The sequence below is a fragment of the Winogradskyella sp. genome (assembly GCF_013042245.1).
Lineage (GTDB): Bacteria > Bacteroidota > Bacteroidia > Flavobacteriales > Flavobacteriaceae > Winogradskyella.
This window is the reverse complement of sequence record NZ_JABDQL010000025.1, coordinates 137,703-161,685: the sequence shown is the minus strand read 5'-3', so window position 1 is coordinate 161,685 and position 23,983 is coordinate 137,703. Positions and strand designations below refer to the sequence as shown.

At 32.4% G+C, this 23,983-nt stretch carries 20 protein-coding genes and 1 tRNA gene; 12 read left to right on the top strand and 9 right to left on the bottom strand.

Features of this window, described 5'->3' with window-relative positions:
* Positions 1 to 361 precede the first annotated feature (361 nt).
* From HKP48_RS02710 to HKP48_RS02690, 5 genes are all read right to left on the bottom strand, one after another.
* Entirely contained in the window at positions 362 to 805 is a 444-nt protein-coding gene (locus HKP48_RS02710) for a retropepsin-like aspartic protease (RefSeq protein ID WP_296342542.1), read from the bottom strand.
* Entirely contained in the window at positions 795 to 3,320 is a 2,526-nt protein-coding gene (locus HKP48_RS02705) for a CHAT domain-containing protein (RefSeq protein ID WP_296342540.1), read from the bottom strand. The genes HKP48_RS02710 and HKP48_RS02705 overlap by 11 nt, the downstream gene beginning before the upstream one ends.
* 78 nt (positions 3,321 to 3,398) lie before the next feature.
* Positions 3,399 to 5,441 carry a PKD domain-containing protein gene (locus HKP48_RS02700; protein ID WP_296342538.1) on the bottom strand — a complete coding sequence of 681 codons (2,043 nt, stop codon included), beginning with the start codon at positions 5,439 to 5,441 and terminating at the stop codon, positions 3,399 to 3,401.
* Between the two features lie 86 nt (positions 5,442 to 5,527).
* Positions 5,528 to 6,511: a hypothetical protein gene (locus HKP48_RS02695; RefSeq protein ID WP_296342537.1), complete on the bottom strand. Its 984-nt coding sequence runs from the start codon at positions 6,509 to 6,511 to the stop codon at positions 5,528 to 5,530.
* A gap of 71 nt (positions 6,512 to 6,582) precedes the next feature.
* Positions 6,583 to 7,026, bottom strand: a complete 444-nt coding sequence (locus HKP48_RS02690; RefSeq protein ID WP_296342536.1) for a hypothetical protein — start codon at positions 7,024 to 7,026, stop codon at positions 6,583 to 6,585.
* A 208-nt stretch (positions 7,027 to 7,234) separates the two neighbouring features.
* Here HKP48_RS02690 and HKP48_RS02685 point away from each other — a divergent pair, with 208 nt between their 5' ends.
* The 10 genes from HKP48_RS02685 (at position 7,235) to HKP48_RS02640 (ending at position 13,709) form a co-directional block, all read left to right on the top strand.
* Positions 7,235 to 7,816: a sigma-70 family RNA polymerase sigma factor gene (locus tag HKP48_RS02685; RefSeq protein WP_296342534.1), complete on the top strand. Its 582-nt coding sequence runs from the start codon at positions 7,235 to 7,237 to the stop codon at positions 7,814 to 7,816.
* Entirely contained in the window at positions 7,816 to 8,559 is a 744-nt protein-coding gene (locus HKP48_RS02680) for a hypothetical protein (RefSeq protein ID WP_296342532.1), read from the top strand. The genes HKP48_RS02685 and HKP48_RS02680 overlap by 1 nt, the downstream gene beginning before the upstream one ends.
* Before the next feature lie 21 nt (positions 8,560 to 8,580).
* Positions 8,581 to 9,348 carry a TatD family hydrolase gene (locus tag HKP48_RS02675; RefSeq protein WP_296342530.1) on the top strand — a complete coding sequence of 256 codons (768 nt, stop codon included), beginning with the start codon at positions 8,581 to 8,583 and terminating at the stop codon, positions 9,346 to 9,348.
* A 1-nt stretch (position 9,349) separates the two neighbouring features.
* Positions 9,350 to 10,375, top strand: a complete 1,026-nt coding sequence (locus HKP48_RS02670; RefSeq protein WP_296342527.1) for an asparaginase — start codon at positions 9,350 to 9,352, stop codon at positions 10,373 to 10,375.
* Positions 10,376 to 10,447: 72 nt separating this feature from the next.
* A tRNA-Ser gene (locus HKP48_RS02665) sits at positions 10,448 to 10,535 on the top strand.
* 74 nt (positions 10,536 to 10,609) lie between these two features.
* Positions 10,610 to 11,380 carry a MotA/TolQ/ExbB proton channel family protein gene (locus tag HKP48_RS02660; RefSeq protein ID WP_296342526.1) on the top strand — a complete coding sequence of 257 codons (771 nt, stop codon included), beginning with the start codon at positions 10,610 to 10,612 and terminating at the stop codon, positions 11,378 to 11,380.
* 9 nt (positions 11,381 to 11,389) lie between these two features.
* Positions 11,390 to 11,827: a hypothetical protein gene (locus tag HKP48_RS02655; protein WP_296342525.1), complete on the top strand. Its 438-nt coding sequence runs from the start codon at positions 11,390 to 11,392 to the stop codon at positions 11,825 to 11,827.
* 6 nt (positions 11,828 to 11,833) lie between these two features.
* Positions 11,834 to 12,448 (top strand): biopolymer transporter ExbD, encoded by a 615-nt coding sequence (locus HKP48_RS02650; protein WP_296342522.1) that lies wholly within the window; start codon positions 11,834 to 11,836, stop codon positions 12,446 to 12,448.
* Between the two features lie 4 nt (positions 12,449 to 12,452).
* Positions 12,453 to 12,917 carry a biopolymer transporter ExbD gene (locus HKP48_RS02645; RefSeq protein ID WP_296342520.1) on the top strand — a complete coding sequence of 155 codons (465 nt, stop codon included), beginning with the start codon at positions 12,453 to 12,455 and terminating at the stop codon, positions 12,915 to 12,917.
* Between the two features lie 96 nt (positions 12,918 to 13,013).
* Positions 13,014 to 13,709 carry a porin family protein gene (locus HKP48_RS02640; RefSeq protein ID WP_296342518.1) on the top strand — a complete coding sequence of 232 codons (696 nt, stop codon included), beginning with the start codon at positions 13,014 to 13,016 and terminating at the stop codon, positions 13,707 to 13,709.
* Here the strand turns inward: HKP48_RS02640 and HKP48_RS02635 are convergent.
* A complete protein-coding gene (locus HKP48_RS02635) occupies positions 13,704 to 14,309 on the bottom strand; it encodes a hypothetical protein (protein WP_296342516.1) in 606 nt (201 codons plus the stop codon). The genes HKP48_RS02640 and HKP48_RS02635 overlap by 6 nt on opposite strands.
* A gap of 300 nt (positions 14,310 to 14,609) precedes the next feature.
* Here HKP48_RS02635 and HKP48_RS02630 point away from each other — a divergent pair, with 300 nt between their 5' ends.
* Together HKP48_RS02630 and HKP48_RS02625 are read left to right on the top strand one after the other, a co-directional pair.
* Entirely contained in the window at positions 14,610 to 16,505 is a 1,896-nt protein-coding gene (locus HKP48_RS02630; RefSeq protein ID WP_296342513.1) for a hypothetical protein, read from the top strand.
* Between the two features lie 299 nt (positions 16,506 to 16,804).
* Positions 16,805 to 18,217: an aldehyde dehydrogenase family protein gene (locus tag HKP48_RS02625; RefSeq protein WP_296342511.1), complete on the top strand. Its 1,413-nt coding sequence runs from the start codon at positions 16,805 to 16,807 to the stop codon at positions 18,215 to 18,217.
* An 89-nt stretch (positions 18,218 to 18,306) separates the two neighbouring features.
* On the opposite strand, the gene HKP48_RS02620 is transcribed toward HKP48_RS02625, so the two are convergent.
* The 3 genes from HKP48_RS02620 to HKP48_RS02610 are packed head-to-tail and all read right to left on the bottom strand — an operon-like array spanning position 18,307 to position 23,969.
* Positions 18,307 to 19,320, bottom strand: a complete 1,014-nt coding sequence (locus tag HKP48_RS02620) for a N(4)-(beta-N-acetylglucosaminyl)-L-asparaginase (RefSeq protein WP_296342509.1) — start codon at positions 19,318 to 19,320, stop codon at positions 18,307 to 18,309.
* 16 nt (positions 19,321 to 19,336) lie between these two features.
* Positions 19,337 to 21,016, bottom strand: a complete 1,680-nt coding sequence (locus tag HKP48_RS02615; RefSeq protein ID WP_296342506.1) for an MFS transporter — start codon at positions 21,014 to 21,016, stop codon at positions 19,337 to 19,339.
* Positions 21,017 to 21,041: 25 nt separating this feature from the next.
* The gene (locus HKP48_RS02610) at positions 21,042 to 23,969 is read right to left on the bottom strand and encodes a GH92 family glycosyl hydrolase (protein WP_296342504.1); all 2,928 of its coding nucleotides are present in this window, start codon (positions 23,967 to 23,969) and stop codon (positions 21,042 to 21,044) included.
* Between the last annotated feature and the right edge of the window lie 14 nt (positions 23,970 to 23,983).

Genomic DNA, 23,983 nt, shown 5'->3' with positions numbered 1-23,983 from the left:
ACTATTTCCTGTCGCTCAAATAATTCGAGGCTTTTGAAGTATTCTGTGAAATTTTGTGGTATCATGACTTTCGTTTTTACTAAAATACAACTTATTTAAGTCATATTATAGAATATAGCCATATTTTACTGTTGTTATTGTTCATGTGTTTATATGTATTGTTTTTTTAAGGACACATGCTGTTCGCTATTAATCATTCCTTTGGGTGATAATATGTTTAGCATGCGCGTTTCATAATCCAAAACATATTCTGCGATATAATTGACTTTGTTAGCATTAGTAAAATTCCAAATTTTAGTTGAAGTATTTATACGTATAAATACGTAATTTTAGTGTTGTTTAGTTGTTAAATAATTGAAAATCATAGTTTTAAATATAAATATTTTTTATTATAGTCAATTATTGCTTTTCCTTTTTTTAAAATATCGGCGCCAATAATGCCATCAACAGCATTTGAGTTGTGATTAATTAAACCTTCGTTAACATGTGTTAGATTAAATAGAATTAAGGCAATACGTTGCTTTTTCCATTTGCCAATTTTTATGATATTAGATTTTGAAAGTTTAGTGGTCATGTTAGAAGCACCTGCACCTACAGCTTTAATTTCAGAATCCACGACTTTAAGTTTAAATTGTTCTATAGCCTCAAAACCTACGCAACTACTAGATGCACCAGTATCTAAAATAAAACGACCTTTTATACCATTAATAGATGCTTTTATTTCAAAATGATTAGTTTTTGTAAGTTTCAGTTTTATTTTACAATAGCCTTTTTCAATCAAAAAGTCTTTAAGGTTAGCTTGCATTTTTACTAAAAATTTTAAGAATTAAAAATACGACTATTAACAAAGCTAATATGCCAAGAGTCAATAAATAATACGTTTGCTTATTAGGTTTTAACTCTGGTACATCTCCATAAAAAACAAAAGCACCCCAATAATAAGGCGATTTTTTTGCATTACTAACTTCTCTATTACTTAAGTAATCTATTTTTGATTGACTATTGGAAAAAGTAGCAGTCTTTCCACTTGCGTAATACTTATAAAATGAAGTCATAATCTTAGAAGTACTTAAATCATTAATTTGCCATAGAGAGAACAAAGTATTTTCTGCACCCGCATACTGAAACCCTCTTGCAATACTCATAACACCTTCACCTTTAAGTACTTTTCCAACGCCAGTCTCGCAAGCACTAAGCACAACTAAATTGGGGTTTATATCTAAATCATAAAGTTCGTTTACCGATAATTCGGTATCATAAAATGAGATGTTAGCAGGATTTAAAAAATCTCCTGAAGAAGCATGTGTTGAGAGGTGCAATACAGAATAGTTTTTCATTTGATTTAAAAAATTTACTCTTGTAGCATGTTCATACATTAAAAGTTTTGAAGATATTTTACTTTTAATTTCTTCGGCTTCATTTTTAGTATATGTAAGCTCTTGATTAGAATTTTTAAATACTGGAAACATACCGAGTAATTTGTCTTCTAATCTTTCAGTTCTGTTGTTCAAATAAAACTGAAGGCTTGTGTTATATTCCAAAGACTGACTTTTAATAACAAAAGGCATTTTGGCAAATGAAGTGGAAGTAGTTTTTGAGTTTAATAGCGTCTCAAAAGGAATAAAACTCATTAATCCATCTGGGATTATTACCACTTCTTCAAAGCTTTTAACTGCATCAAATTTTAGTAAATTATATATGTAAAAGGCATCTTCTGTAAATATTGAGATGTCTGAATTGATTTTTGAAACATCATTAAAATAGCTTATAAAATCAATGATTTTTTGATTTGTAGACGCTCCTACAGGTATTTCATTAAAGCCATAATTTGTTTCAGTGAATACAAATTGATAAATTGCTTTTTTTCCATAGAAATATTGTATAACAGCTTTTTTTGTGTCGTTAAGTTTAGACGTTATATCTGTTAGAGAGATTGTTTTATTAATGCCAATTTTATAAGTCTGTTCAATCACGTTTTGAAGTGACTTCAACTCTACACTTATACCTATTAAACGGGATCTAATACTATCTTGTCTTTTTAGATAATCTGTGTTAGAAGTACCGCTTAGAAGCCTATTGGTTAATTGTTTTTGTTCTTTTAAAAGAAGATCTTCTCTTATGAGTGTTGAGTCTATCTTACCATATTTTTGAAGAAATGATTTTCGTTGAGAATTGGTTTTTAAGATAGAGGCTTTATACTGCTCTGCAAAGTTTAAAGCACGTTGTATGAAGTCTGTATTGTTTTCTTTTATATATAATTGATAAAGAATTTCTATACAATTCTCTGCTCTAGTCCTATTTGCACTAGCGCTAATTATAAGGCTCTCTTCGTTTGTGTTTTCTTTATTTAATAGTGATGTAACATAGAAACTAAGATTATAATTTAGTAGTTTATTTTCGGGAGTAGTTTCTATCGTAGCCAATAAATCAAACACATCGATAAAAATATTTTCGGGATACAAATCATTTTCAGTAAGTGATTGGTTGCTTCTAAAGCTAGGAATAAGTAGTGAGAGTGTATTATATAACTCTTTATGAGCTTTGTCAGCTCTGTTTAGTAGATAAAATAATTGTGCTTCTTGAAAACTAAGTTTTGCTAGCTCTCTTTTTGATATCAAATTATTTACGAGACTTTTATTTTTTATACGATTGAAGTAGTTATACGCTTTGGAGTAATCCCTATTCTGCAGTGCTGTCCTATATTTTAAGTCTAAAATTTCAGAATCATCTTGAGAATTAAAAATTACATCATTATCTAATAACAATTTTTCTTGATTGCTTTCTATTAATAGTAAACTTCTTTTTTTTATGCTATTAAGGCGTTGTTCTTGATTTTTTTTTATGTCTTTAAAACCAAGTAATGTTTTGTCTACTATAGAAATCACGCTTTGATGCCTGTTCAAAGATTGGTAAAGCAATGCCAGATTGATACTACCTGAAATTTGTTGTGATACATTACCTTGTTTTATAGCAAGTGTTATATAATGTTTTATAATATTTTCAGCTTTTATATAAGCATTGCTTTTATGATAAAGAACACCTAGCGGAATTAAACAATACTCAACTATATCATAGCTAAAAACCTGATTTTTTAAATAGATTTTGTATGCTTTTTCATATGCTGAAATAGCTTTATCTTGAGTGTTATGTTCAGCCAAATAGTAGGCTTTATTTATAATAAGATTTATAAAGGCAAAATATTCGTCTTTAGTTTTTAATTGAGGTTCAAAACTAGCAATTTCAGTATTTAAAACTTGTAGGTTTTTATGATTTGGTTCACTGTAAAACTGTTCTGTTGATGCATAAATCTTTTCTTCCAAAGATTGAGAAAAGCAAAGAGAGATGCTTAAAATAAAAAAGAGAAAGAGAAAATGTTTCATTTAAAACTTTGAAATAATTTAGAACTTCCAAATACCATACAATTGGATGTAATTAAAATTGTCTTTAAAATTATAGACATAGCGTGCGCCGAAGCTTGGGCCAATACGAGCAAAACCTCCTGTGATTTCCATCAATAAGCCTGTTCTGAAATTTGTAAACGAATCCGAAAAATCAGAAGATGTATTTAGTGTCTCAACAATTGGAGCTTGCGGATTTGTTCCTTCAAAACGTTCTATAAAAAGCGATTCTTCTCTTTTTTCGTTAAGGGATATCATGGTATTTATGCCAACACCTAAACCAAAGTAGTTATTGAGATTATATCTAACTAAAATAGGAATTTCCCAATCTATATTCTGAAAACTTGAGGTGGCTGTAGTACGTTGCAATTGTTCAAAGCCTTGTGCTTGACCAATAATATCTTCAGTTATTGTTGTCTGAGAATCATAATTATGAAAACTATTTAAAAGCTCTACCTGCCAATACCACCGGTAAGATTTATAGGGGGAAATCGTAGCACCAAAAAAGTAACTTTTAGAGTCAACTAAATCAGGAAAATAATTATAACCTGCTTTTGTACCAATAGATATACCTGGCAAAAATCGTGTTGTCGAATAATTGGTAATTATAGGTTCGTTTTTATCGAAAATTATGGCAGTTCTACTTTTAGTCTTTTTCTTGTGGAAGTCCTTCGAGAATTTAATTTTATACGTCACGAAGCCTTTGGTAGAATCGTATTCCTTAACATTTTTTTGTTCGCTCCCGGGAAGGTAAATATTTTTGAAGGTGAATATAGCTTGTTGGTTAGTAAAAGTAGTGTCTAAGCAGCTATATTGTATCTCTAGCTTCGGACATATTTTTACTTTAGGATACATGTCAATAACTTCAATTGTCTGTTCATCTAACATCTCAGGAATATCCGATTCTAGTCTAATTTTACGAGCTGGACCTTCACCGTTATTCTGAAATTTTATCTTATATTTCAGGGTTTTAAAACGAACTAATCTATAATTTAGGAACGTGCCGTTACTAGACATTTTATTAGGATCGTGAGAAGTCACAATTTCCATCTCCATTTCTTTTACAGTATGATTGCTATAATTAGAATCTGGAATATAAACACCTCTAACAGAAATTATAGCGCTTGTGTCTTTAAGCATTTCTGGTGTTGTTTTTAGTGAGAAAAAGACATTGCGCTCTTCTTGCGGCTCCATATTTTTAAATTCTAAAACTTTAGAATTTTTAAAGTATTCATTAGACTCTTTTAAAGTTAAAGCCAAGTCCGTTTTCTTTGTAGAGTCTTGTTGTTTTTGATATAAATTTAATACTCCTTTGTTATCAGTTAAAGCTAATAATGTGCCTTCAAAATTATCTTTTGGTGTGTTGTAAACAATATCTTGATTAAATACTTCTTGTTCACTGTTATGAACACGAGTATCTGTAAGTTCAAAATTATCAGCAGTATATTTTTGTTCGTTGTAAAACAAAAAGAGTTTTCCGTCAGTAATAAAGTCATTTTCATTTTTATAACTCATAACTACTACCATCTCTTCATCTGGTACAGGTTCTCTGTTACGCTGTAAAGTAAAATCTTCAGGCATTGATGCTTGAGCTTCATAGTTTTCAGCGTTATTAGAAATGCTTATTTTTTTTGGACGACTCACAGGTGGTTTTCCAGTATCGTAATTATTGGTAACCCATAATTTTACTTCATAATCACCTTTGTCTTTATAGACGTGTTTAGGTTTTTTTTCTTTACTAAAATTACCATCACCCATTTCCCAGTAATAGGTGTAAAATGCTTTTGGAGCTCCTGCGATTTGTTGTAATTGTGGTGTTATGGCACTTAAGGATAGACTATCTCCTTTTATAGTATGATTTATAGAAGCTATTCTAGGTTTTATAGAATCTACAGAAGTGGATTGTTGTGAGAATGCCGTAGTAAAACAGAAAAGAAGGCCAAAGACAAAAGCATTAGTTTTCATGTGTTTATATGTATTGTTTTTTAAAGACACATGCTGTTCGCTATTAATCATTCCTTTGGGTGATAATATGTTTAGCATGCGCGTTTCATAATTATATTGAGTTGATTGCATTTAAAGATAAAAAAAAGCGGTGACTAGTAGCCACCGCTTTTACGGATTAAGATTTATGGTAGGGCATTTATAGCGCTAGTTAACTCTGCGTCTGTCCCAGAAACTAAATTTTCAAAACTAAAAGTAATCTGGTCATTAGCTGCAATGGTCACCGCTTGAAGATGGTATAACCATCCTCCAGTTTCATTTGGTGATACAAAAATGATATGGCACTCTAAGCCTATAGGTATTTGTCCATAATGTTCACTGAATAATCCTAATCCAGTATCATAAGTATCTAGATTTGCTAATCCTGTATCCTCACCATCATATGAAATAAATACAGAACTGTTAGTATTGTCAAAACCAGTTGGTGGAGCAACTAATATGGTAGTTTTAGGCCTTGGGTCGTTATAAAAACGATCGACATTACTCCATCCAAAGTCATTAAAAAATGCGTAGTATTGACCACCTTCTGCAAAAACCTCTCCACCGAGACCTTGAGGACCGCCTTCCATCTCATCCCAAGTAAGGTTGTCATTTTCATCAATTGTGCCAGTCCATAGCTCCATTGCTGGGTCATCACCACCTGTAAGATTTGATGGGATTTGTAATTCTAAAGGGCAGTTGGTATCAACAGTATTTCCGTTTTGAAAAGCTTCTATCAAAAATTCACCACCAGTTAAAAGCATAGCTTTATCTCCTCCGGGTAAAGCACCCATAGTGTTTCTATTTGTCTTTAACATGTTAGCCTTGTCAAAAATTTCTATTAACTCAACATCTATAACACCGGTTGCAGCGTTTCCATTTACTGTTAAGCAAGCACCATTAATGCTTACACTTACACCATTATCTGTTGTTAGCGTAGTAATACCATCCTCAACAGTTATCTGAAAATCTTGCTTTAAAACTTCACGAGCATTCTCTTTTAAATTTTGAAATTGTTGTGCACTTGGTGTAAAAAGGATGTCTCCATCACTATCGTCTGATGTTTCACAGCTTGTGAATAAAATAGCTGTCATTAATAAGGTTCCGAAAATTGTTTTTAATTGTTTCATGATTTCTAATATTTAGTGTTTTATATTGTTATATCAACAGGGCAACTATTTTGTTACCCTGTTTTTTGATTTTACTTTCTTTTTTCGCTTGTAATTATTTTATGGGTAATAATTTCTTCGTTTGAGACAAGGTTAATCATCTCTTTTGCATCTCTCTCGGAAGAAGAAAGCTCTTTTGCATTTCCGTTTGTAGAGACTACTTCCCAATAATACGTTCTGTTATTAGAGTTTGTAGCTTCAGATTTTAGAACATAATAACTTGTAATCTCTTTCTTAAGTACTGCTTCATTACCACTAAAAAGGGCTATCATTTCTTTTGCATCTTCAAGACTAGAGGATATTCCTAAACTTTTACCTGTTAATGTTTTTACAGACCATTCGTAGATTTTTGCAAAATGGTTCTCTGTAATTTCAGTTTCTGTATTAATAGGGTTAAAATTTATTTTTGAAGTCGTAGCATTTAAGTTTAATACTGATAATACGACTGTGCTGATAATTAAAATTGCTTGTTTCATGTGTTTATATGTATTGTTTTTTTAAGGACACATGCTGTTCGCTATTAATCATTCCTCTGGGAGATAATATATTTAGCATGCGCGTTTCATAATTTCTAATTTTTTTAATGAATTAATTTTCTTGTTACAACTTTATATCAGCACACTTATAAAATTGTTACCCTATTTCAATAAAGTTTTTTTAAATTAGTAGAAATTACAAGGGGTAGTGAGCGAAAAAAAAATTTATGAAGACCAGAAATATATCATTGGATTGTTGCAAAACAACTCATTTATTATACAATCTATATATGATAAGTATGTGCCCAAAGTGGTTAATTATATTAAACAGAACAGTGGAAGTGAAGATGAAGCCAAAGACATCGTCCAAGAGACCATAATTACAATATACAATCAAGGAAGTCAAAAAAACCTTCAGCTTACTTGTCCTTTTGATGCTTACTTTTTTCTACTTTGTAAGCGTAAATGGTTAAACTATCTCAAAAAAAATTACAATAAAGAGGTAACAATTAATGAAGCTACTGTATCTATAAGTGACGATGCACAAGGGCTAGCTTTCGAAACTCAGCTTTTTGGAGAAAAGCAAGCCCTGTTTTCTGAAATGTTTCAAAAATTAGGAGATGCTTGTAAGAACTTACTCAAAGCAACTTTTAAAACGAAATCGATGGAAGATGTTGCAGAAAGCTTAAGTGTAACCTATGCTTATGCTAGAAAGAAGAAATCATTGTGTATTGGTAAATTAACCGAAATGGTGCGTAAATCGCCCAAGTTTAACCAGCTTAAAGTGTAATGAATGAAGAAAACTACATAGCGTTTGAAAATTACCTTTCTAAATCTTTATCAGATGAAGAAGTTTTAGCTTTTGAGAAAAAGTTAAATTCAGATGCTGAATTTAAAGAAGCCTTTGAAACCTATAAAGAGTTATCAGGATTTTTAGAACAACATTTAGATGAAAATCATACTTCAAAAGAATTTGAGGTGAATCTTAATAAAATTTCAACTAACTATTTTGAAAAGAATAATAAAAATCAGCTAAGAAATACATCAAGGATTTTTAGAACAGGTCAATTAGCAATTGCGGCAGCAGTGGTAATATTTTTAGGAATATTTATATTCAACAGATTTTCAACAACTGGCTATGAAGATTATTCAAATCATGGTGTAATTAGTTTGTCTGTTAGAGGTGTTGTTAGTGACGCAGCAGCTAAAGCACAAAATGCTTTTAACAATAAAGATTTTGAAGCTGCAGAAATTTATTTCGATGATATCTTAAAAGTAAAACCAGATGATATAGAGGTAAAGCTGTATAAGGCTATAAGTCAAATAGAACAGGATAAGTTTAAAGAAGCTGATGCCGCGTTAACCAAAATGGTAAATGGAAAGACCGCCTATAAAAACGAAGCCATATGGTACGCTGCACTTAGTAAGCTAAAACAGAAAGATTCTGAAGCCACAATTGAATTACTTAAAACATTACCTGAAGATGCTATTCATTATCAAAAAGCACAAAAACTAATTGATAAACTAGACTAAAAAGATGCCTATTTTTGCTCTATGATTATAACAGATACGCATACCCATTTATATAGTGAGGCTTTTGATGAAGATAGGCAAGAGATGGTAAAACGAGCAATTGACTCAGGAGTAAAACGCTTTTTTATTCCAGCAATTGATTCTAGCTATACAGAGTCTATGTATAACCTAGAAGCTGACTTTCCTAATGAAGTATTTTTGATGATGGGTTTGCACCCGACTTCTGTGAAGGAGAATTTTAAGGAAGAATTACTTCATGTAGAAGAGCAATTTAAAAAACGAAATTTTTATGCTGTTGGCGAAATAGGAATAGATTTGTATTGGGATAAAAGCACGTTGGCTATTCAAATAGAAGCATTTAAATATCAAATTAATTTAGCTAAAAAATACCAGCTTCCTATTGTAATACATTGTAGAGAAGCTTTTGATGAAATATTTCAAGTTTTGGAAGAAGAGAAGAGTGATGATTTATTCGGGATTTTTCATTGCTTTACTGGTAATTTAGAACAAGCAGAACAAGCCATATCATATAATATGAAATTAGGAATTGGTGGTGTTGTAACATTCAAAAATGGGAAAGTAGACCAATTTATAAATCAAATAGATTTAAGGCATATTGTTTTAGAAACAGACTCGCCCTATCTAGCTCCAAAACCTTATCGCGGAAAAAGAAATGAAAGCACATACATTACTAAAGTGTTAGAAAAACTATCAGATATATATGATGTTTCAGAAGTAGAGATAGCCAAAATTACAACAGAAAACTCAAAAACCATCTTTGGCATATAGCATGAATAAACCAAACATACTTCTTATTTACACCGGAGGAACAATCGGTATGGTAAAAGATAGCAATACAGGTACCCTCAAAGCTTTTAACTTTGACAATCTTTTAATGTCAATACCAGAGTTGCGATTATTAGATTGTAATATCGAGACAATATCTTTTGAAAAAGCTATAGATTCTTCAAACATGAATCCAAAATATTGGTGCATTATTGCCGATATGATTAAGGATAATTATGAAAATTTTGATGGTTTTGTTGTGCTTCACGGAAGTGATACCATGAGCTATTCTGCATCTGCGCTAAGTTTTATGCTCGAAAATTTGACAAAACCAGTCATTTTTACAGGAAGTCAATTGCCTATCGGAGATTTACGAACAGACGCAAAAGAAAACTTAATAACATCCATCCAGTTGGCTTCATTACACGAAAAAGGAGTGCCAGTAATAAGAGAGGTTGGCTTATATTTTGAATACAAATTATATCGAGGTAACCGTACAACAAAAATAAATGCAGAACATTTTGAAGCGTTTGAATCTTTAAATTATCCACATTTAGCCGAGTCAGGCGTTTACCTTAACATAAATAATAAGTTTCTGCTAAAACCTAATCTCGGAGAAGAACTTAAAGTAAATAAGGGTTTTGATACAAATGTTGCCATCCTAAAATTATTTCCAGGAATATCAAAACCTATTTTAGAAGCGGTGTTAAGGAGCAGGCTAATTAAAGGATTAATTTTAGAAACTTACGGCTCGGGTAATGCTACTACAGAAACTTGGTTTATTGATTTACTAGAAGCAGCTATAAAGAGAGGTATATATATAGTTAATGTGACCCAATGTTCTGGTGGTCGTGTTAATATGGGGCAATATGAAACAAGTTCTCAATTAAAAAAAATAGGTATTATTTCAGGAAGAGATTTAACTTCAGAAGCAGCAATAACTAAGCTCATGTATCTTATAGGTCAGAATATTAACCCTTTAGCTTTTAAAGCTATATTTGAAACGTCTTTGCGTGGCGAGTTGTCTTAAAATTAACGCCTATAATTTTAGTGTTTAAAGTTTTTTTTGTTATTTCACGTCCTGTAATTTTTAATAACCTACAGAGAGGTGGCCGAGTGGTCGAAGGCGCACGCCTGGAAAGTGTGTATACTCCAAAAGGGTATCGAGGGTTCGAATCCCTTCCTCTCTGCTGATGTTTCATTAAATTGTTACATATTTTTTTTATCTTTAACACTTTAACTAATAAAATTAAGATTCAAGACAATGAAAAGATTATTTTCTATCCTAGCCGTTACATGTTTAATGGTTATCGGAACTGTTAATGCAAATGCAACAACAACCGTAGCAGCCGCAACAATAACTGTTGCAAATGTAGCCCAAGATGACACAGCAGAAACTGAAGATTTAGGGTTTCATCAAGAATTAAAAAAGAGATTTATTGAAGGTGGTCCTGGATTTATGGGGATTGTTTTATTATGTTTAATTCTAGGTCTAGCTATCGCTATCGAAAGAATTATCTTTTTAAACCTATCTACAACAAATAGCAAAAAATTAACTCAAAATGTTGAAGACGCTTTAGCATCTGGAGGTATTGAAGCTGCTAAGGAAGTTTGTAGAAATACAAAAGGCCCTGTTGCTTCTATATTCTATCAAGGTTTAGATAGAGCAGATGAAGATATTGATGCTGCTGAGAAAGCTGTTGTAGCTTATGGTGGTGTGCAAATGGGACAATTAGAAAAGAATGTATCTTGGATATCATTATTTATTGCATTAGCACCAATGCTTGGTTTTATGGGTACTGTAATTGGTATGATTCAAGCCTTTGATAAAATTGAAGCAGCTGGTGATATGCAACCTTCTTTAGTAGCAGGCGGTATTAAAGTAGCACTTTTAACAACAGTATTTGGTCTTATTGTGGCTATTATTCTTCAAATTTTCTACAATTACATCATCGCTAAGATTGATAGCATAGTTAATGATATGGAAGATTCATCAATCACTTTGATGGATTTATTAGTTAGACACAAAAAATAAGAAATAGATATGCACAGAATATTAAAAATAGTAGCTGCTGTAATAGGCGTCCTAGGTATAATTTTTTTGGTAAGAATTATTTCAGCTGGGGACGATGTTATTAAGAGCGGTGAAGAAGCAGGTTTAGTAGACCCTATGGCTTATACGGCCTATGCAATATTAATTGCCGTGGTTGCAGCTGTTGTATTTTTCATTTTTAGAAATATAATGATAAATCCTTCAGGTTTAAAAAATACCCTAATAGGAGTTGGTGCATTTGCATTGGTGCTTATTGTATCTTATGTAGTTTCTGGTGGAGACACAAGAGCTTATAAATTGCAAGATGGTATAGCAACTGAAGGGCAGTCTCAAATGGTAGGCGCTGGATTAACAGCATTTTATATATTATTAGCTGTAGCAGCCGTTTCAATGATTTTCTCAGGCGTTAAAAAAATATTAAGTAAATAGTAAATTATGGCAAAAAGAGCAGCACCAGAAGTTAACGCGGGTTCAATGGCTGACATTGCTTTCTTACTATTGATATTTTTCTTAGTTACAACAACAATCGAGAAGGATAAAGGTATTTTAAGAAGCTTACCGCCGATTGACGATACAGAGACCGAGCCTCCAATAATTAAGCAGAAAAATCTATTTACTATTTTGGTAGATAGACAAAATAGATTATTGGTTGAGGAAGAAATTATGGATATCAAAGACCTAAGACAAGCAGCTATTGAGTTCTTGGATAATGGAGGAGGCGTAAATCCTGAAGGTGAGTCTTGCGATTACTGTAGAGGTAAACGAGATGAAGCATCTTCTGATCATCCAGATAAAGCAATTATAACACTTAAGCACGATAGGGAAACTAGTTATGGTACTTACATCCAAGTGCAAAATGAGTTAGTAGCAGCTTACAACTTTCTAAGAAATAGAGAAGCACAACGTTTATTTAACCGTTCATTTGCTTCCATGCTTGAAGAAAAAGAAAAGAATCAGTTTAATAAAGACGAAAAGCTTAATGAGGATATAGAGAGGATTAAGAAAATGTTCCCTATGAAGCTTTCTGAAGCAGAACCTGATAAAAGTTAATAGTATGTCTAAGTTTAAGAAGAAAAAAGGTGGTGAATTACCGGCGATATCGACGGCATCTTTACCAGACATTGTATTTATGTTATTATTCTTTTTTATGGTAGCAACCGTAATGAGAGATAACACTACAATGGTAGAAAACACCCTTCCTGCTGCAAATCAGGTTGAAAAGCTTAAGAAAGACAGAACTATGTTTATCTACGCAGGGAAGCCTAATTCTCAATACAAGAATTTAGGAACAGAAGGACGTATTCAAATTAATGATGCTTTTGTTAGTTTGGATGCAATACAACCTGCAGTTTTTGAATATATAGCAACTCTTAATGAAGAATTAAAAGATAGAGTTGTCGTTGCTTTGAAAGTTGATGAAAATACCAATGCTGGTATTATATCTGATGTTAAACAAGAACTTCGTGAAGCTAATGCATTAAAGATAATGTATGTAACTAGCGTTAGTCAAGATGACTAGATAATAACCTTAATTTTAAAAAAGCGTTATGATACTATCATAGCGCTTTTTTATGCTTTAAACTTAAAGTAGTCTAATTTTTTTTAGCTTTACATTATGAGATATTATCTATATATGTTGTTTTCTGCATGGTCCATGTTTTCACTGGCACAAGTGCAAGATAATCTAAGTGAAACCATAGATAATAAATATCGTGAAGATCAGTTTTATGCATCTATTACTTACAATCTATTAGTTAATAACCCAGAAAGAGTTTCACAAAGCGATTTTTCTACAGGGTTTCATTTTGGTTTTATTAGGGATATGCCATTTAATCAAAAAAGAAATTGGGCTATTGGTTTAGGTCTAGGTGTTTCCTCTAACTCTTACAATCAGGATTTATATATAACACAGGACTCTGGGACTATTAGTTTTTCTACAGATGCTACCAATTTAGGAAATGTTACAAAAAATAAGTTTACTACATATTTAATCGATGTTCCAGTTGAATTGCGCTGGAGAACGTCGAATCCTGAAAAATTTAAGTTTTGGAGGATTTATTCAGGTTTTAAATTCAGTTATTTAGTTTACAATTCTACAAAACTTCGTAGTAGTTTACAGGATGTAAAACTTTCAAACCTAGATGTCTTTAATCGACTTCAATGCGGATTAACATTAAGTGCTGGTTATGGCACATGGAATTTCAATTTGTATTATGGACTAAACTCAATTTTTTATGAAAGCACTCAGATAGATGGTCAAACCATAGATTCTAGGGCAGTTAAAGTTGGGATTATGTTCTATATATTATAACCAAAGCTTAAGTAAAAAAAGCTGCGGTAATAACCCTGTAAGACTCCCAATTAACAACTCGGGATAGGTGTGCGCTTTAAGATGTAAGCGGGATGTTGCTATGGCACCTAGTAAAATCATCATTAAAGCAATGGTTCCGTTTATGTTTATTTGAAAATGAATACTTAACGCAACAGCGAACATAAAAAATCCAGAAGCTGCTAGCATGTGTATACTTGCCTTTATCTTAAAAATAGCAAGTATAAAACATAGAAGTGTAGATGCTAAAATTCCAATGAAAAAATAGTATAATTCTTCAATTTCATTTAAGGGGAATACTCGAGTAATCATTAAAGAAATTATAAAAAAATTAATCAATAAAGGAAGCTTCCGTTCATTAGTAGATTTTAGATAAATACTATCTACTTTATTTAAAGTTTTTAATAAATAATAGACAAGAACTGGCAGAATAATAGTAAGTAAAACCGTTGAAAATATTTTGGCTTGACTAACAGGCTCTGGAATAAACCGTGGCGTCTTAGAAAAGTAAAACAGTACACCTAATAAAGGCATTATTAGCGGATGCAAAACGTACGATATGCTTTTTAAAATAAAATCCATGTACTTGTAAACAAAAGTAATTTATTTAAATTAAAAATTTGTATATACGCTAACTATCATAAGCTAAAAATAAACCTGATTTTCTCTATTTTCGAGCGACAGTCGAGAAATATAAGCACTTGATTTTAATACATTTCGACTTTAGTTTATGCTGAGCATAGTCGAAGTACTCAACGCTATAAATTAAATTAAAATCAATTTATGACATATTACCGACATTCAAATTCAAAATAATAGATTTTTATATTATTGATAGTAATTACAATTTACTATTTTTAAGTTTCAGAAATATAGTACAAGATGAATTTAAAATACATCCTCTCAACTTTTATTTTTTTATTTATAGCTAACTTCTCTCTTTCTCAAGAAGATAATTATAGAATTGTATTCCCAAAAACAGTAGCAGAACGTCATAAAGCTTGTAATAATTGTTTCAGAGTTTTTGGTCAAAAACCAAAAGAGGTAAAGTTTTCTATAATAAATGAAAATGGCAGCTTATATTTTGAAACTAACGACAAAAAATGGTTTAATCAACTATTCAAAAACTCTACTGATGGTTTAGCCATTGATGTAGTTGCAAAAGATATTTATAGTTGTGACATTGTCTCAATTGAAAGAGGTCAAATAAACGGAACACTGCTAAAGCCTGTTTATGCACAACGCCTTAAAAGTGGTTTACGGGTAAATGGAAAAGACAGATTTAAAGTGTTAGTTGGTAAAATTCCTTCAGAACTTAAAGAAAAAGAGTTAGAGTATAATATCCTGTTTTTAGGCAATAAGACTTTGTGTAGATATCAAGTGATATATAACCTAAAAGCCTATAAATTGGATTTATTGGATATGGGTATGTATTTAGATTCTGTAAGTTTCAACAATCAAAAATTAATAAGTGAGGGCGAAGAAAATGTAAAGATTAGATACAAAACTTTAAAGTTTAAAATACCTTTTGATAAGAATAAATCAGTGTATTCTCCAGAGGATATTAAGCCAGTTTACGACTCCTTAAATCTTACAGATTTTAATATAAAAACAATTAATATCAAAGCATATGCTTCTGTTGAAGGAAGTTTAGAACGAAATGTAGAATTACAAGAAGGACGCGCTAACAGTATTGCAAAAGCCATACAAACGTACCAAAAGCCCACAATTAAAACCAGTATATCTTCTTCAGAAAATTGGGTTGAATTCTTAAATGATATTGAAGGTACTAAATACGAAAGTTTAAAGTCACTAAGTAAGACACAAATAAAAGCAAAATTGGTTGGGGCATTCTCAAGTGAAATGGAACCCTATTTAAAAAACCATCGTAAGGCTTTAATAACATTAGAATTGGAGAAAAAGGACAAGTATAAAACTATGCCAGCACACCAATTGGCGTCATTATTTAATCAATCTATCAAAGAAAATCAATTAGATGAAGCTAATACAATTCAGAATTCTCTTTTCGAAAAGTTAAAAAACAGCGAAGTATCACCAGATATTTTAAAACAGCTCGAAGTACCGATGCAGCTAAATTTTGTTAATTTTTTAAACAAGAATAGTGCTATTAAATACCAACTAAATGAAAGACAAATTATTATTGTCAGAAATGAACTTGAAGCACTAAAAAAGTTAGATCCTAAAAACCCTAAGATTAGATACAACTTAGCGGCTATAAAATTTAAGATATGGCGTTATAATATCGAAAAGGTAAATCCAGATTTATTTAAAGATGAAATTTATAATCTTGAGAATTATAAAATTTCAAAAGCATTAATTAATAGGATGCTGATTAATTTTCATATCATACAGAGTGAAAATTTTAATCGTAAAAGAGATTATGCTAATAAGGATAAATCAGTTAATCATATTAAATCAATATACAAGAAAGTACCACTTACAGATTTTGATTATTTCAGTTTGGCACAGTTTTTATCATATTATGCAAACGTCGAATCAGCTGCAGAACTGTTATCCGATAAGGCAAGACAAATTGAGGTTGACGAGGATTTGTTATTTTACTATCTAAATCTAACACTAATAAATAAGGATCTTACTAAAACTGAAACATATCGCGCTATCATGCTTAATGCGGTCAATCTTAATAAAAAACGATATTGTCAATTATTTGATTCTCCCGATAAAGATGGAGTGACATTTCAGCTTCTAAAGGATGATTACCTAAGAGCTAATTATTGCGAGAATTGTAATGATTAAATTTTAAGAATAATTAGAGCGCAAATTAATTGGGTAGTCCACATCTACCGACACAGGCTTTTCAGTCTGTGCTAACCCTACTAAAGGTAGAGTTAAAAAGACTAGTAATAGAATTAAGTTTTTAATTTGTTTTATTGTTCTTATTTTTAACAACGGTACAAACATAAGCGAGGATTATGTCTTAAAAAGAAATTTTTAGACCAAAAAGGGACACTTTTAGATCCACGGATAGTAATTGTCTAAAATATCGGTGAAATATATAGTTTCTTCCCTTAGCCTTTTAAAATCAATACTATATAATGACAGAAAACACCAATAATCCATATTATAATCTATTCATAAAGCAAAAAAACAATCAGTTTAAAGTCTCTAATGGCGCTTATAATCAGAGAATTAAGAAGTTGAGTGCACTTCAACGAGCTATAGAAATTACCTTTAGAGAGGAAATTAAAGAAGCATTATTAAAAGATTTAGGTAAACCATATGTGGAGTCTGAAATGACTGAAATTTACCAGATAGTAGGAGACATTAAGCATGCAAAAAACTATTTGCACAAATGGATGCGTAACAAAAAAGTAAAAACACCATTGTCAATGTTAGGTGCGTCATCCTATATTAAGTACGAAGCTAAAGGTGTTTGCCTAATTATTTCGCCATGGAATTTCCCTTTTAATTTAACCTTTGGCCCATTGATATCAGCTATTTCTGCTGGCAACACTGCAATCATAAAACCATCGGAAATGACACCACATTCTTCTGCATTGATGAAAAAAATTGTTGACACTGTTTTCAGTGAAGAAGAAGTCGCTTTAGTTGAAGGTGAAGTGCAAACATCTACAGACTTATTAAAACTACCATTTAATCATATCTTTTTTACAGGCTCGCCAACCGTTGGTAAAATTATTATGAAAGCCGCTGCAGAGCATTTAGCATCTGTAACTTTAGAATTAGGCGGTAAGTCACCAACAATAATTGATGAAACTGCTAACCTAAAAACAGCTGCAAAAAAAATTATGTGGGGTAAGTTTATGAATTGCGGACAGATTTGTATATCACCCGATTATGCTTTAGTACAGCAGAACGTCAAAAATCAATTTATTGAAGAATGTAAAAATGTGTTAAAAGCCTTTTACAGCAATAATCCAAAAGAGTCTAGTTCTTATGCGCGTATTGTGACACCAAAACATTTTGAACGTCTTAAATCCCTTCTGACAGATGCTGAAGATAATGGAGGTAATTTTGAATTTGGGAATATAACTGATAAAGCTAAAAAATATATAGCGCCGACTATAGTTTCAGGTTTAGGGGAAAATGCGTTGTTATTAGAAGAAGAAATTTTTGGACCTATCTTTCCTATGGTAACTTATAAAACCATAGATGATGCTATTGCTTATGTAAATTCTAAAGAACGACCACTTGCACTTTATATATATAGTAAAAGTAAAAGGAATACTGAAAAACTACTTAGTTATACAAGAGCTGGGGGAACATGTATTAACAACAATATTATACATTACGCCAACCACAATTTACCATTTGGAGGTGTAAACAATAGCGGAATTGGAAAATCTCACGGTTATTATGGCTTTAAAGCATTTAGTAACGAGCGTGCCATTGTTAAGCAACATACATTTGGAATCACGGAGTTGTTGTTTCCGCCATATAGTAATTATAAAGAAAAATTAGCGCGATTTACAGTGAAGTGGTTTTAATTTAAAGTTGAATCCCGATAGCTATTGGGAGAAGTCAATGTAGTCGAAAGCTAATTTAGTTATAACTTATACCGAAACCCTAGCGATAATTATACTTTATTAAAAAAATCAACCTCCATGCGTTCGTTCTTTTTATTTTGATATTTCATCATTGAAAAACCTTGATGAATACAATAGGCACCAGTTTTTCCAGCTTTATTTATAGCTATATAGGCAATTTGAAAATCTTTGTACCTATCGTTTTTAGAAACAATTCTATTTACGGCCTCTTCACAAGCTTCTTGAGGACTTATACCGTTTCGCATTAATTCTACAATTAAAAAACTTCCAACGGTTTTCATAATTTCTTCCCCCATTCCGGTTGCTGCTGCACCACCAATTTCGTTATCAACAAATAATCCTGAGCCTATTATTGGTGAATCGCCTACACGACCTTTCATTTTATACGATAAGCCAGAAGTTGTGCAAGCGCCTGCTATATCCCCATCTTTGTCGATGCAGAGCATACCAATGGTATCATGATTTTCTATATTAATTATGGGTTTGTATTCAGGAGACTTTTTCCATTCTTCCCACGCTTTTCTAGAAGCATCAGTTAAAAGATTTTCTTTTTTAAAACCCTGAACTTTTGCAAATTCTTCAGCGCCTTTACCAGCCAACATTACATGAGGCGTTTCTTCCATTACTTTCTTAGCCAAAGCAGCAACATTGGTATAGCCTCCAACACAAACCACAGCACCACAATCACCATTACTATCCATAACACAAGCATCTAAAGTTACGTTGCCTTCACGGTCAGGCGCGCCACCTTTTCCAACGGTGGTGTTCTTTAGGTTTTCTTCTTCTACAGCAACACCTTCAATAGCCGCATCTAATGCATTTTTTCCAGATAGCAAGGCTTCTCCAGCTTTAGCATTTGCCTTAACAAAACCCCATGTACATATGGCTATGGGAAAATTAGATATGTCTATCGGCATCTTCTCTTTCGGTTTTGTTTGAATAGATTTTTTTTCTGTCAGGTTTCTGCAAGAAGATACTGATGTGCCAACAGCCAACCCAACACCAGTTAATGAGGCATTTTTTATAAACTTTCTACGTTCCATGTTTTTTGATTTAGAATTAGTAAGTCACGCCTTGTTTGTCTAATACTGTTTTTGTTCTGTAGGCATAGAATAATAAGTATACAAAGCAGAAAACTGCAATCCAATAAGACGATTGGATGTTAAATATATCTGCAAGCTTACCTTGAAGAGGAGGAATAATTGCACCACCTAAAATCATCATGATTAAAAATGCTGAACCTTGAGAGGTGTATTTCCCTAAACCTGCAATACTCAACGTAAAAATACAAGGCCACATAATAGAACAAAACAATCCACCAGATAAAAATGCGAATAACGCCAAATTACCTGTTGTGAATAAACCTACTAACATGCCTAAAACGCCAAGTAAACTAAATATTTTTAGTGTTTTTACTGGATTGTCTTTAGCTAAAAAGAAACCACCAACTTGTACCGCAACACAGATGCCAAAGAATATAATTTCGTCTGAAGAGAAGCTCTTTCCACCAGCTCTATTAGCAATTAGTATCACCGCAAAAGCAATATAGGGTACAATGATTAATAACACCTTTTTTAATCCTTTACTTGGGTTGAATACTGTAATAGCACCAACCCAACGACCAATCATTAAACCACCCCAGTAAAGTGATATAAAAGGTGCAATTCCGGCGTCATTTAAAACTGGGAGACCTAAAGGGTTTAAGTTATTGACTTTATCTGCAACGGTCTTTAGAAGCTCCCCTAAGTTACTCTGAATCGTAACTTCCACACCTACATAGGTGAAGATAGCTAACATTCCTAAAACGAGTTGAGGGTATTTCATCGCACCCCAACCTTCTGGTTTTTTTGTAGCTCTTGAATTAGCAATAAATACTGAAGCAATCACAGCTATTAAAGCAACAAATAATAATACTAAACGTATGTTTTCAACTGATTCTGATACTTGGGTTTCTCCCGAATACGTACTAAAGATATAGCCAAAACAAGCCATTATTATTAGTGTTAATACAATCAATAGATTTCGCGCTTTGTTGGCAGGCTCAAACGGCGTATCTGATTTAAGTGCTGGTAATTTTTTTGAAAAGTGAAATAATGCTGCCGCAACTAAAAACAATCCTCCAACACCAAGATATAATAACTGTACTGTGGTTAAGGTGATTTTATTATTCTTAATCATAGCAACTAACTCTTCAGGACTTACAGACGCTGTTCCAAATAGAACGAGTGCCACAACAATAGGGCCAATAGTTGTTCCAAAAGAGTTAATTCCGCCAGCGAGATTTAAACGATGAGAACCTGTTTCTGTTGGACCAAGTGCAATAGCAAAAGGGTTTGCACCTGTTTGTTGTAATGAAAATCCAAGGCCAACAATAAATAAAGCAATTAATACAAAATAGAAAACAGCAGTTTGTCCTTGCTCTGCACCTGCAGTTGCTGGATACATGACAAAAGCTCCAATTGCCGAAAGCAACAATCCATTAACAATCACTTTTTTATAACCCCAAGAATTGACAATGTCCTTTTTAATAGAACTCGAAATAATAAAAAGCATTAAAGCACCAATATAATAAGCACCATAAAATGCAAAATCAACTAATTGTGATTGAAATTGGTCGATATTGAAATACGTTTTACAAAACGGAATAAACACACCGTTTGACGCAGCAATAAATCCCCAGAAAAAGAAGACTGTGACTAAGGTTGTTAATGCCGATTTATTAGTTTGTTGGTTACTCATGATTTTTTATTAGTTATTAGTTAATTTATTTTATTGAAATCTCATCTGCAAAAATCCAGCTTTTTCCATTCATAGGATGTCCAATGTGCCATTGAGGTAAATCGCCTAGTTTTTTGGCAATGACTTTTACATATTTAGCTTTACCCAATTTTGATAGATGAACAGTTTTGATGTCTATAGTGTCATTTTTTTCTTTAGTGTGAAAATTCCATGTAATATGTTTCCTGAATTTTTTGCCATCAATAGATGTCAATACATCGACCGATTTAGGTAGAAATATCCAAGCACCTTGGTCACGTAGAAAATTTACTTTCAAATTATAAATAGGCTTTAATTTACCCAAGTCTACAATAACAACCAAATCTTGATTGTGATAACCTTGCCAACTACCTGTTCTATAATTTTTTGTACTTCTAATCCCATCAATTAACGCATCATTGCCACCAGCGGAATATTGATTAGCAAATTCACTTTCTAATGTTATTCTCAAATTTGGGTCAATTTTATAGAAAGGTGTTTCTAAAACAGGACTTTTTAATTCCCCTTTTTCAGAATATAATTTCACTTTAGTATCTTCTGTAACAGTAAACGGTTTGTCGTAAGGTTGAAATTCTTCAGCATCTAAAGCATAAAAAATTTGGGCATCTTTTTCAGAAGTATTAAGAACCACTTCAGTACTACCTCTAAATGTAATATCACCTTTTTCAATATATGGTGAAGGCAAAATAATATGCTCCGTGATTTCAGTTATTGGTTCGCTACCTTCAGATGTTCCCCAAGTTGAAGGTTGATTGGTCATTTTGAATTCCAAAGTTCCTCCTTCAATAATATCTGAGTGTTTGATTAATGTTTCCTCTAACGGATTACCATTAAGTTTTGCACTTTCTATGTAAATATTGGTTTCACTTCGATTTTTAGCAATAACTGTAAATTGTTTGCCATTTTCTAAATTAATAGTTGCTTTGTCGAAAAGCGGTGTTCCAATAATATATTGATTGCTTCCAGGTGTGACAGAATAAAACCCCATTGAACTTAAAACATACCAAGCACTCATTTGACCGCAATCTTCATTTCCAGAAACGCCGTCAGGGTCATTATTGTACAATTCCGTCAAAATCTGATAAACGCGTTCTTGAGTTTTATGTGGTTTGTTTACAAAATTATACAAGTACGCCATGTGATGACTAGGTTCGTTTCCATGCGCATATTGCCCTATTAATCCTGTAATATCAGACTGATTTCGTCCTGATATTTCTGTTTTTGCAGTAAATAACTCGTCCAATTGACTTTCAAGTTGGTCTTTACCACCTAATAACTCTATAAATCCTGAAATGTCTTGTGGAACATAAAAACTGTATTGCCATGAGTTGGCTTCGGTATAATTAAAATTTACTTCATAAGGATCAAAAGGCGCAAACCATGTATTTCTAAAACGTCCACGCATAAATTTGCTTTCTGGGTCAAACACATTTTTGTAATACTGGGCACGCTGAATGTAATTTTTGTAATCTTCTGTTTTGCCCATGTCTTTTGCCATTTGTGCAATGGTCCAATCGTCATAGGCGTATTCTAATGTTTTAGAGACCGATTCACTTTCTTCATCAACTGGAATAAAACCGTATTTTTTGTATGCTTCAAGGCCAAATTTATCACGAGTGGCAGAATGTTTCATAGCTTCAAAAGCTTTTTCAGTGTCATAATCTCTAATACCTTTTAAGTAAGCGTCTGCAATTACTGGTACAGCATGGTAACCAATCATGCAATCGGTGTAGTTCCCTGCCAAATCCCACATAGGCATAATTCCACCTTCGTCATATTTTGCTAAAAACGTATTTATAAAATCGTTGGTTTTTTCTTGTTCAATAATGGTGTAAAGAGGATGCGCTGCACGATAAGTATCCCAAAGCGAGAATACTGAGTAGTAGTCAAAATCTGCATTATGAATTTCTAAATCCATACCTCTGTAACGTCCATCAACATCTTGATAGCGATTCGGTGCCAACATGGTATGATACAAAGCGGAGTAGAAGTTGGTTTTATTATCTAAATTATCATCTTCAATCACTATTTTTTCAAGTTGTTGTTCCCAATAATCTTGTACTTCTTTTTTAATAGCTGAAAAATCTTTATTTTCTATTTCAGCTTCTAGATTTTTACGTGCACCTTCAATATCAACTGCTGAAATACCAACCTTAATGTATATAGGTTCGTTATTTGGGTTGTTAAATTTTAAAGCAGAGCGTCTTCCGCCAGATAATCCTGTTTTTTCAGGAGATTGCATCACGTCGGAGAATGGATGCGAGGTTTTAATGGCGTAAAATAAGCGTTGGTCTTTTGCCCAAGCTTCAGAATGTCTGTAACCTACAATTTCGGTATTTGATACTTTTTCAATTTTAGCGTCTAAGACTTTATCGCGATGTACTAAATCTAAAATTACATATTGATTGTCTGAAGAAGGAAATTGATATTTGTGGATACCACTGCGTTTGGATACAGTTAATTCGACATCAATATTTGTAGAATCTAATTTTACTTTATAATATCCTGGCCGGGCAGATTCATTATCATGAGAAAAATGAGCACGATATCCTAGTTTTCCATCAGCACCATTATTAAAAATTTGTTGATTTGTTGGCATTAAAAGTACATCGCCATAATCGCTAATACCTGTGCCACTTAAATGTGTGTGCGAAAAGCCGTAAATATATTCATCCGTATAATGGTAACCAGAGCAACCATCCCAACCTTCAAGTCGTGTATCTGGCCCTAGTTGCATCATACCAAAAGGTGCAGATGCGCCAGGGTAGGTATGACCGTGACCACCTGTACCGATAAATGTATTGACATAATTTATAAGCGTTTGTTCTTTTTTTGCTGTTGTGGTTGAGTTTTCACTTTGACATCCAAATAACAAGAATATACCAAGGAAAGCAGGAATAAATTTAGGATTCATCAAAAGATTACTAA

Excerpts from the sequence above, each read along its gene's own strand:
- HKP48_RS02710 (WP_296342542.1), bottom strand. The coding sequence starts at position 805 with ATGCAAGCTAACCTTAAAGACTTTTTGATTGAAAAAGGCTATTGTAAA.
- HKP48_RS02700 (WP_296342538.1), bottom strand. The coding sequence starts at position 5,441 with ATGCTAAACATATTATCACCCAAAGGAATGATTAATAGCGAACAGCAT.
- HKP48_RS02695 (WP_296342537.1), bottom strand. The coding sequence starts at position 6,511 with ATGAAACAATTAAAAACAATTTTCGGAACCTTATTAATGACAGCTATT.
- HKP48_RS02690 (WP_296342536.1), bottom strand. The coding sequence starts at position 7,026 with ATGAAACAAGCAATTTTAATTATCAGCACAGTCGTATTATCAGTATTA.
- HKP48_RS02680 (WP_296342532.1), top strand. The coding sequence starts at position 7,816 with ATGAATGAAGAAAACTACATAGCGTTTGAAAATTACCTTTCTAAATCT.
- HKP48_RS02675 (WP_296342530.1), top strand. The coding sequence starts at position 8,581 with ATGATTATAACAGATACGCATACCCATTTATATAGTGAGGCTTTTGAT.
- HKP48_RS02670 (WP_296342527.1), top strand. The coding sequence starts at position 9,350 with ATGAATAAACCAAACATACTTCTTATTTACACCGGAGGAACAATCGGT.
- HKP48_RS02660 (WP_296342526.1), top strand. The coding sequence starts at position 10,610 with ATGAAAAGATTATTTTCTATCCTAGCCGTTACATGTTTAATGGTTATC.
- HKP48_RS02655 (WP_296342525.1), top strand. The coding sequence starts at position 11,390 with ATGCACAGAATATTAAAAATAGTAGCTGCTGTAATAGGCGTCCTAGGT.
- HKP48_RS02650 (WP_296342522.1), top strand. The coding sequence starts at position 11,834 with ATGGCAAAAAGAGCAGCACCAGAAGTTAACGCGGGTTCAATGGCTGAC.
- HKP48_RS02645 (WP_296342520.1), top strand. The coding sequence starts at position 12,453 with ATGTCTAAGTTTAAGAAGAAAAAAGGTGGTGAATTACCGGCGATATCG.
- HKP48_RS02640 (WP_296342518.1), top strand. The coding sequence starts at position 13,014 with ATGAGATATTATCTATATATGTTGTTTTCTGCATGGTCCATGTTTTCA.
- HKP48_RS02635 (WP_296342516.1), bottom strand. The coding sequence starts at position 14,309 with ATGGATTTTATTTTAAAAAGCATATCGTACGTTTTGCATCCGCTAATA.
- HKP48_RS02630 (WP_296342513.1), top strand. The coding sequence starts at position 14,610 with ATGAATTTAAAATACATCCTCTCAACTTTTATTTTTTTATTTATAGCT.
- HKP48_RS02625 (WP_296342511.1), top strand. The coding sequence starts at position 16,805 with ATGACAGAAAACACCAATAATCCATATTATAATCTATTCATAAAGCAA.
- HKP48_RS02620 (WP_296342509.1), bottom strand. The coding sequence starts at position 19,320 with ATGGAACGTAGAAAGTTTATAAAAAATGCCTCATTAACTGGTGTTGGG.
- HKP48_RS02615 (WP_296342506.1), bottom strand. The coding sequence starts at position 21,016 with ATGAGTAACCAACAAACTAATAAATCGGCATTAACAACCTTAGTCACA.
- HKP48_RS02610 (WP_296342504.1), bottom strand. The coding sequence starts at position 23,969 with ATGAATCCTAAATTTATTCCTGCTTTCCTTGGTATATTCTTGTTATTT.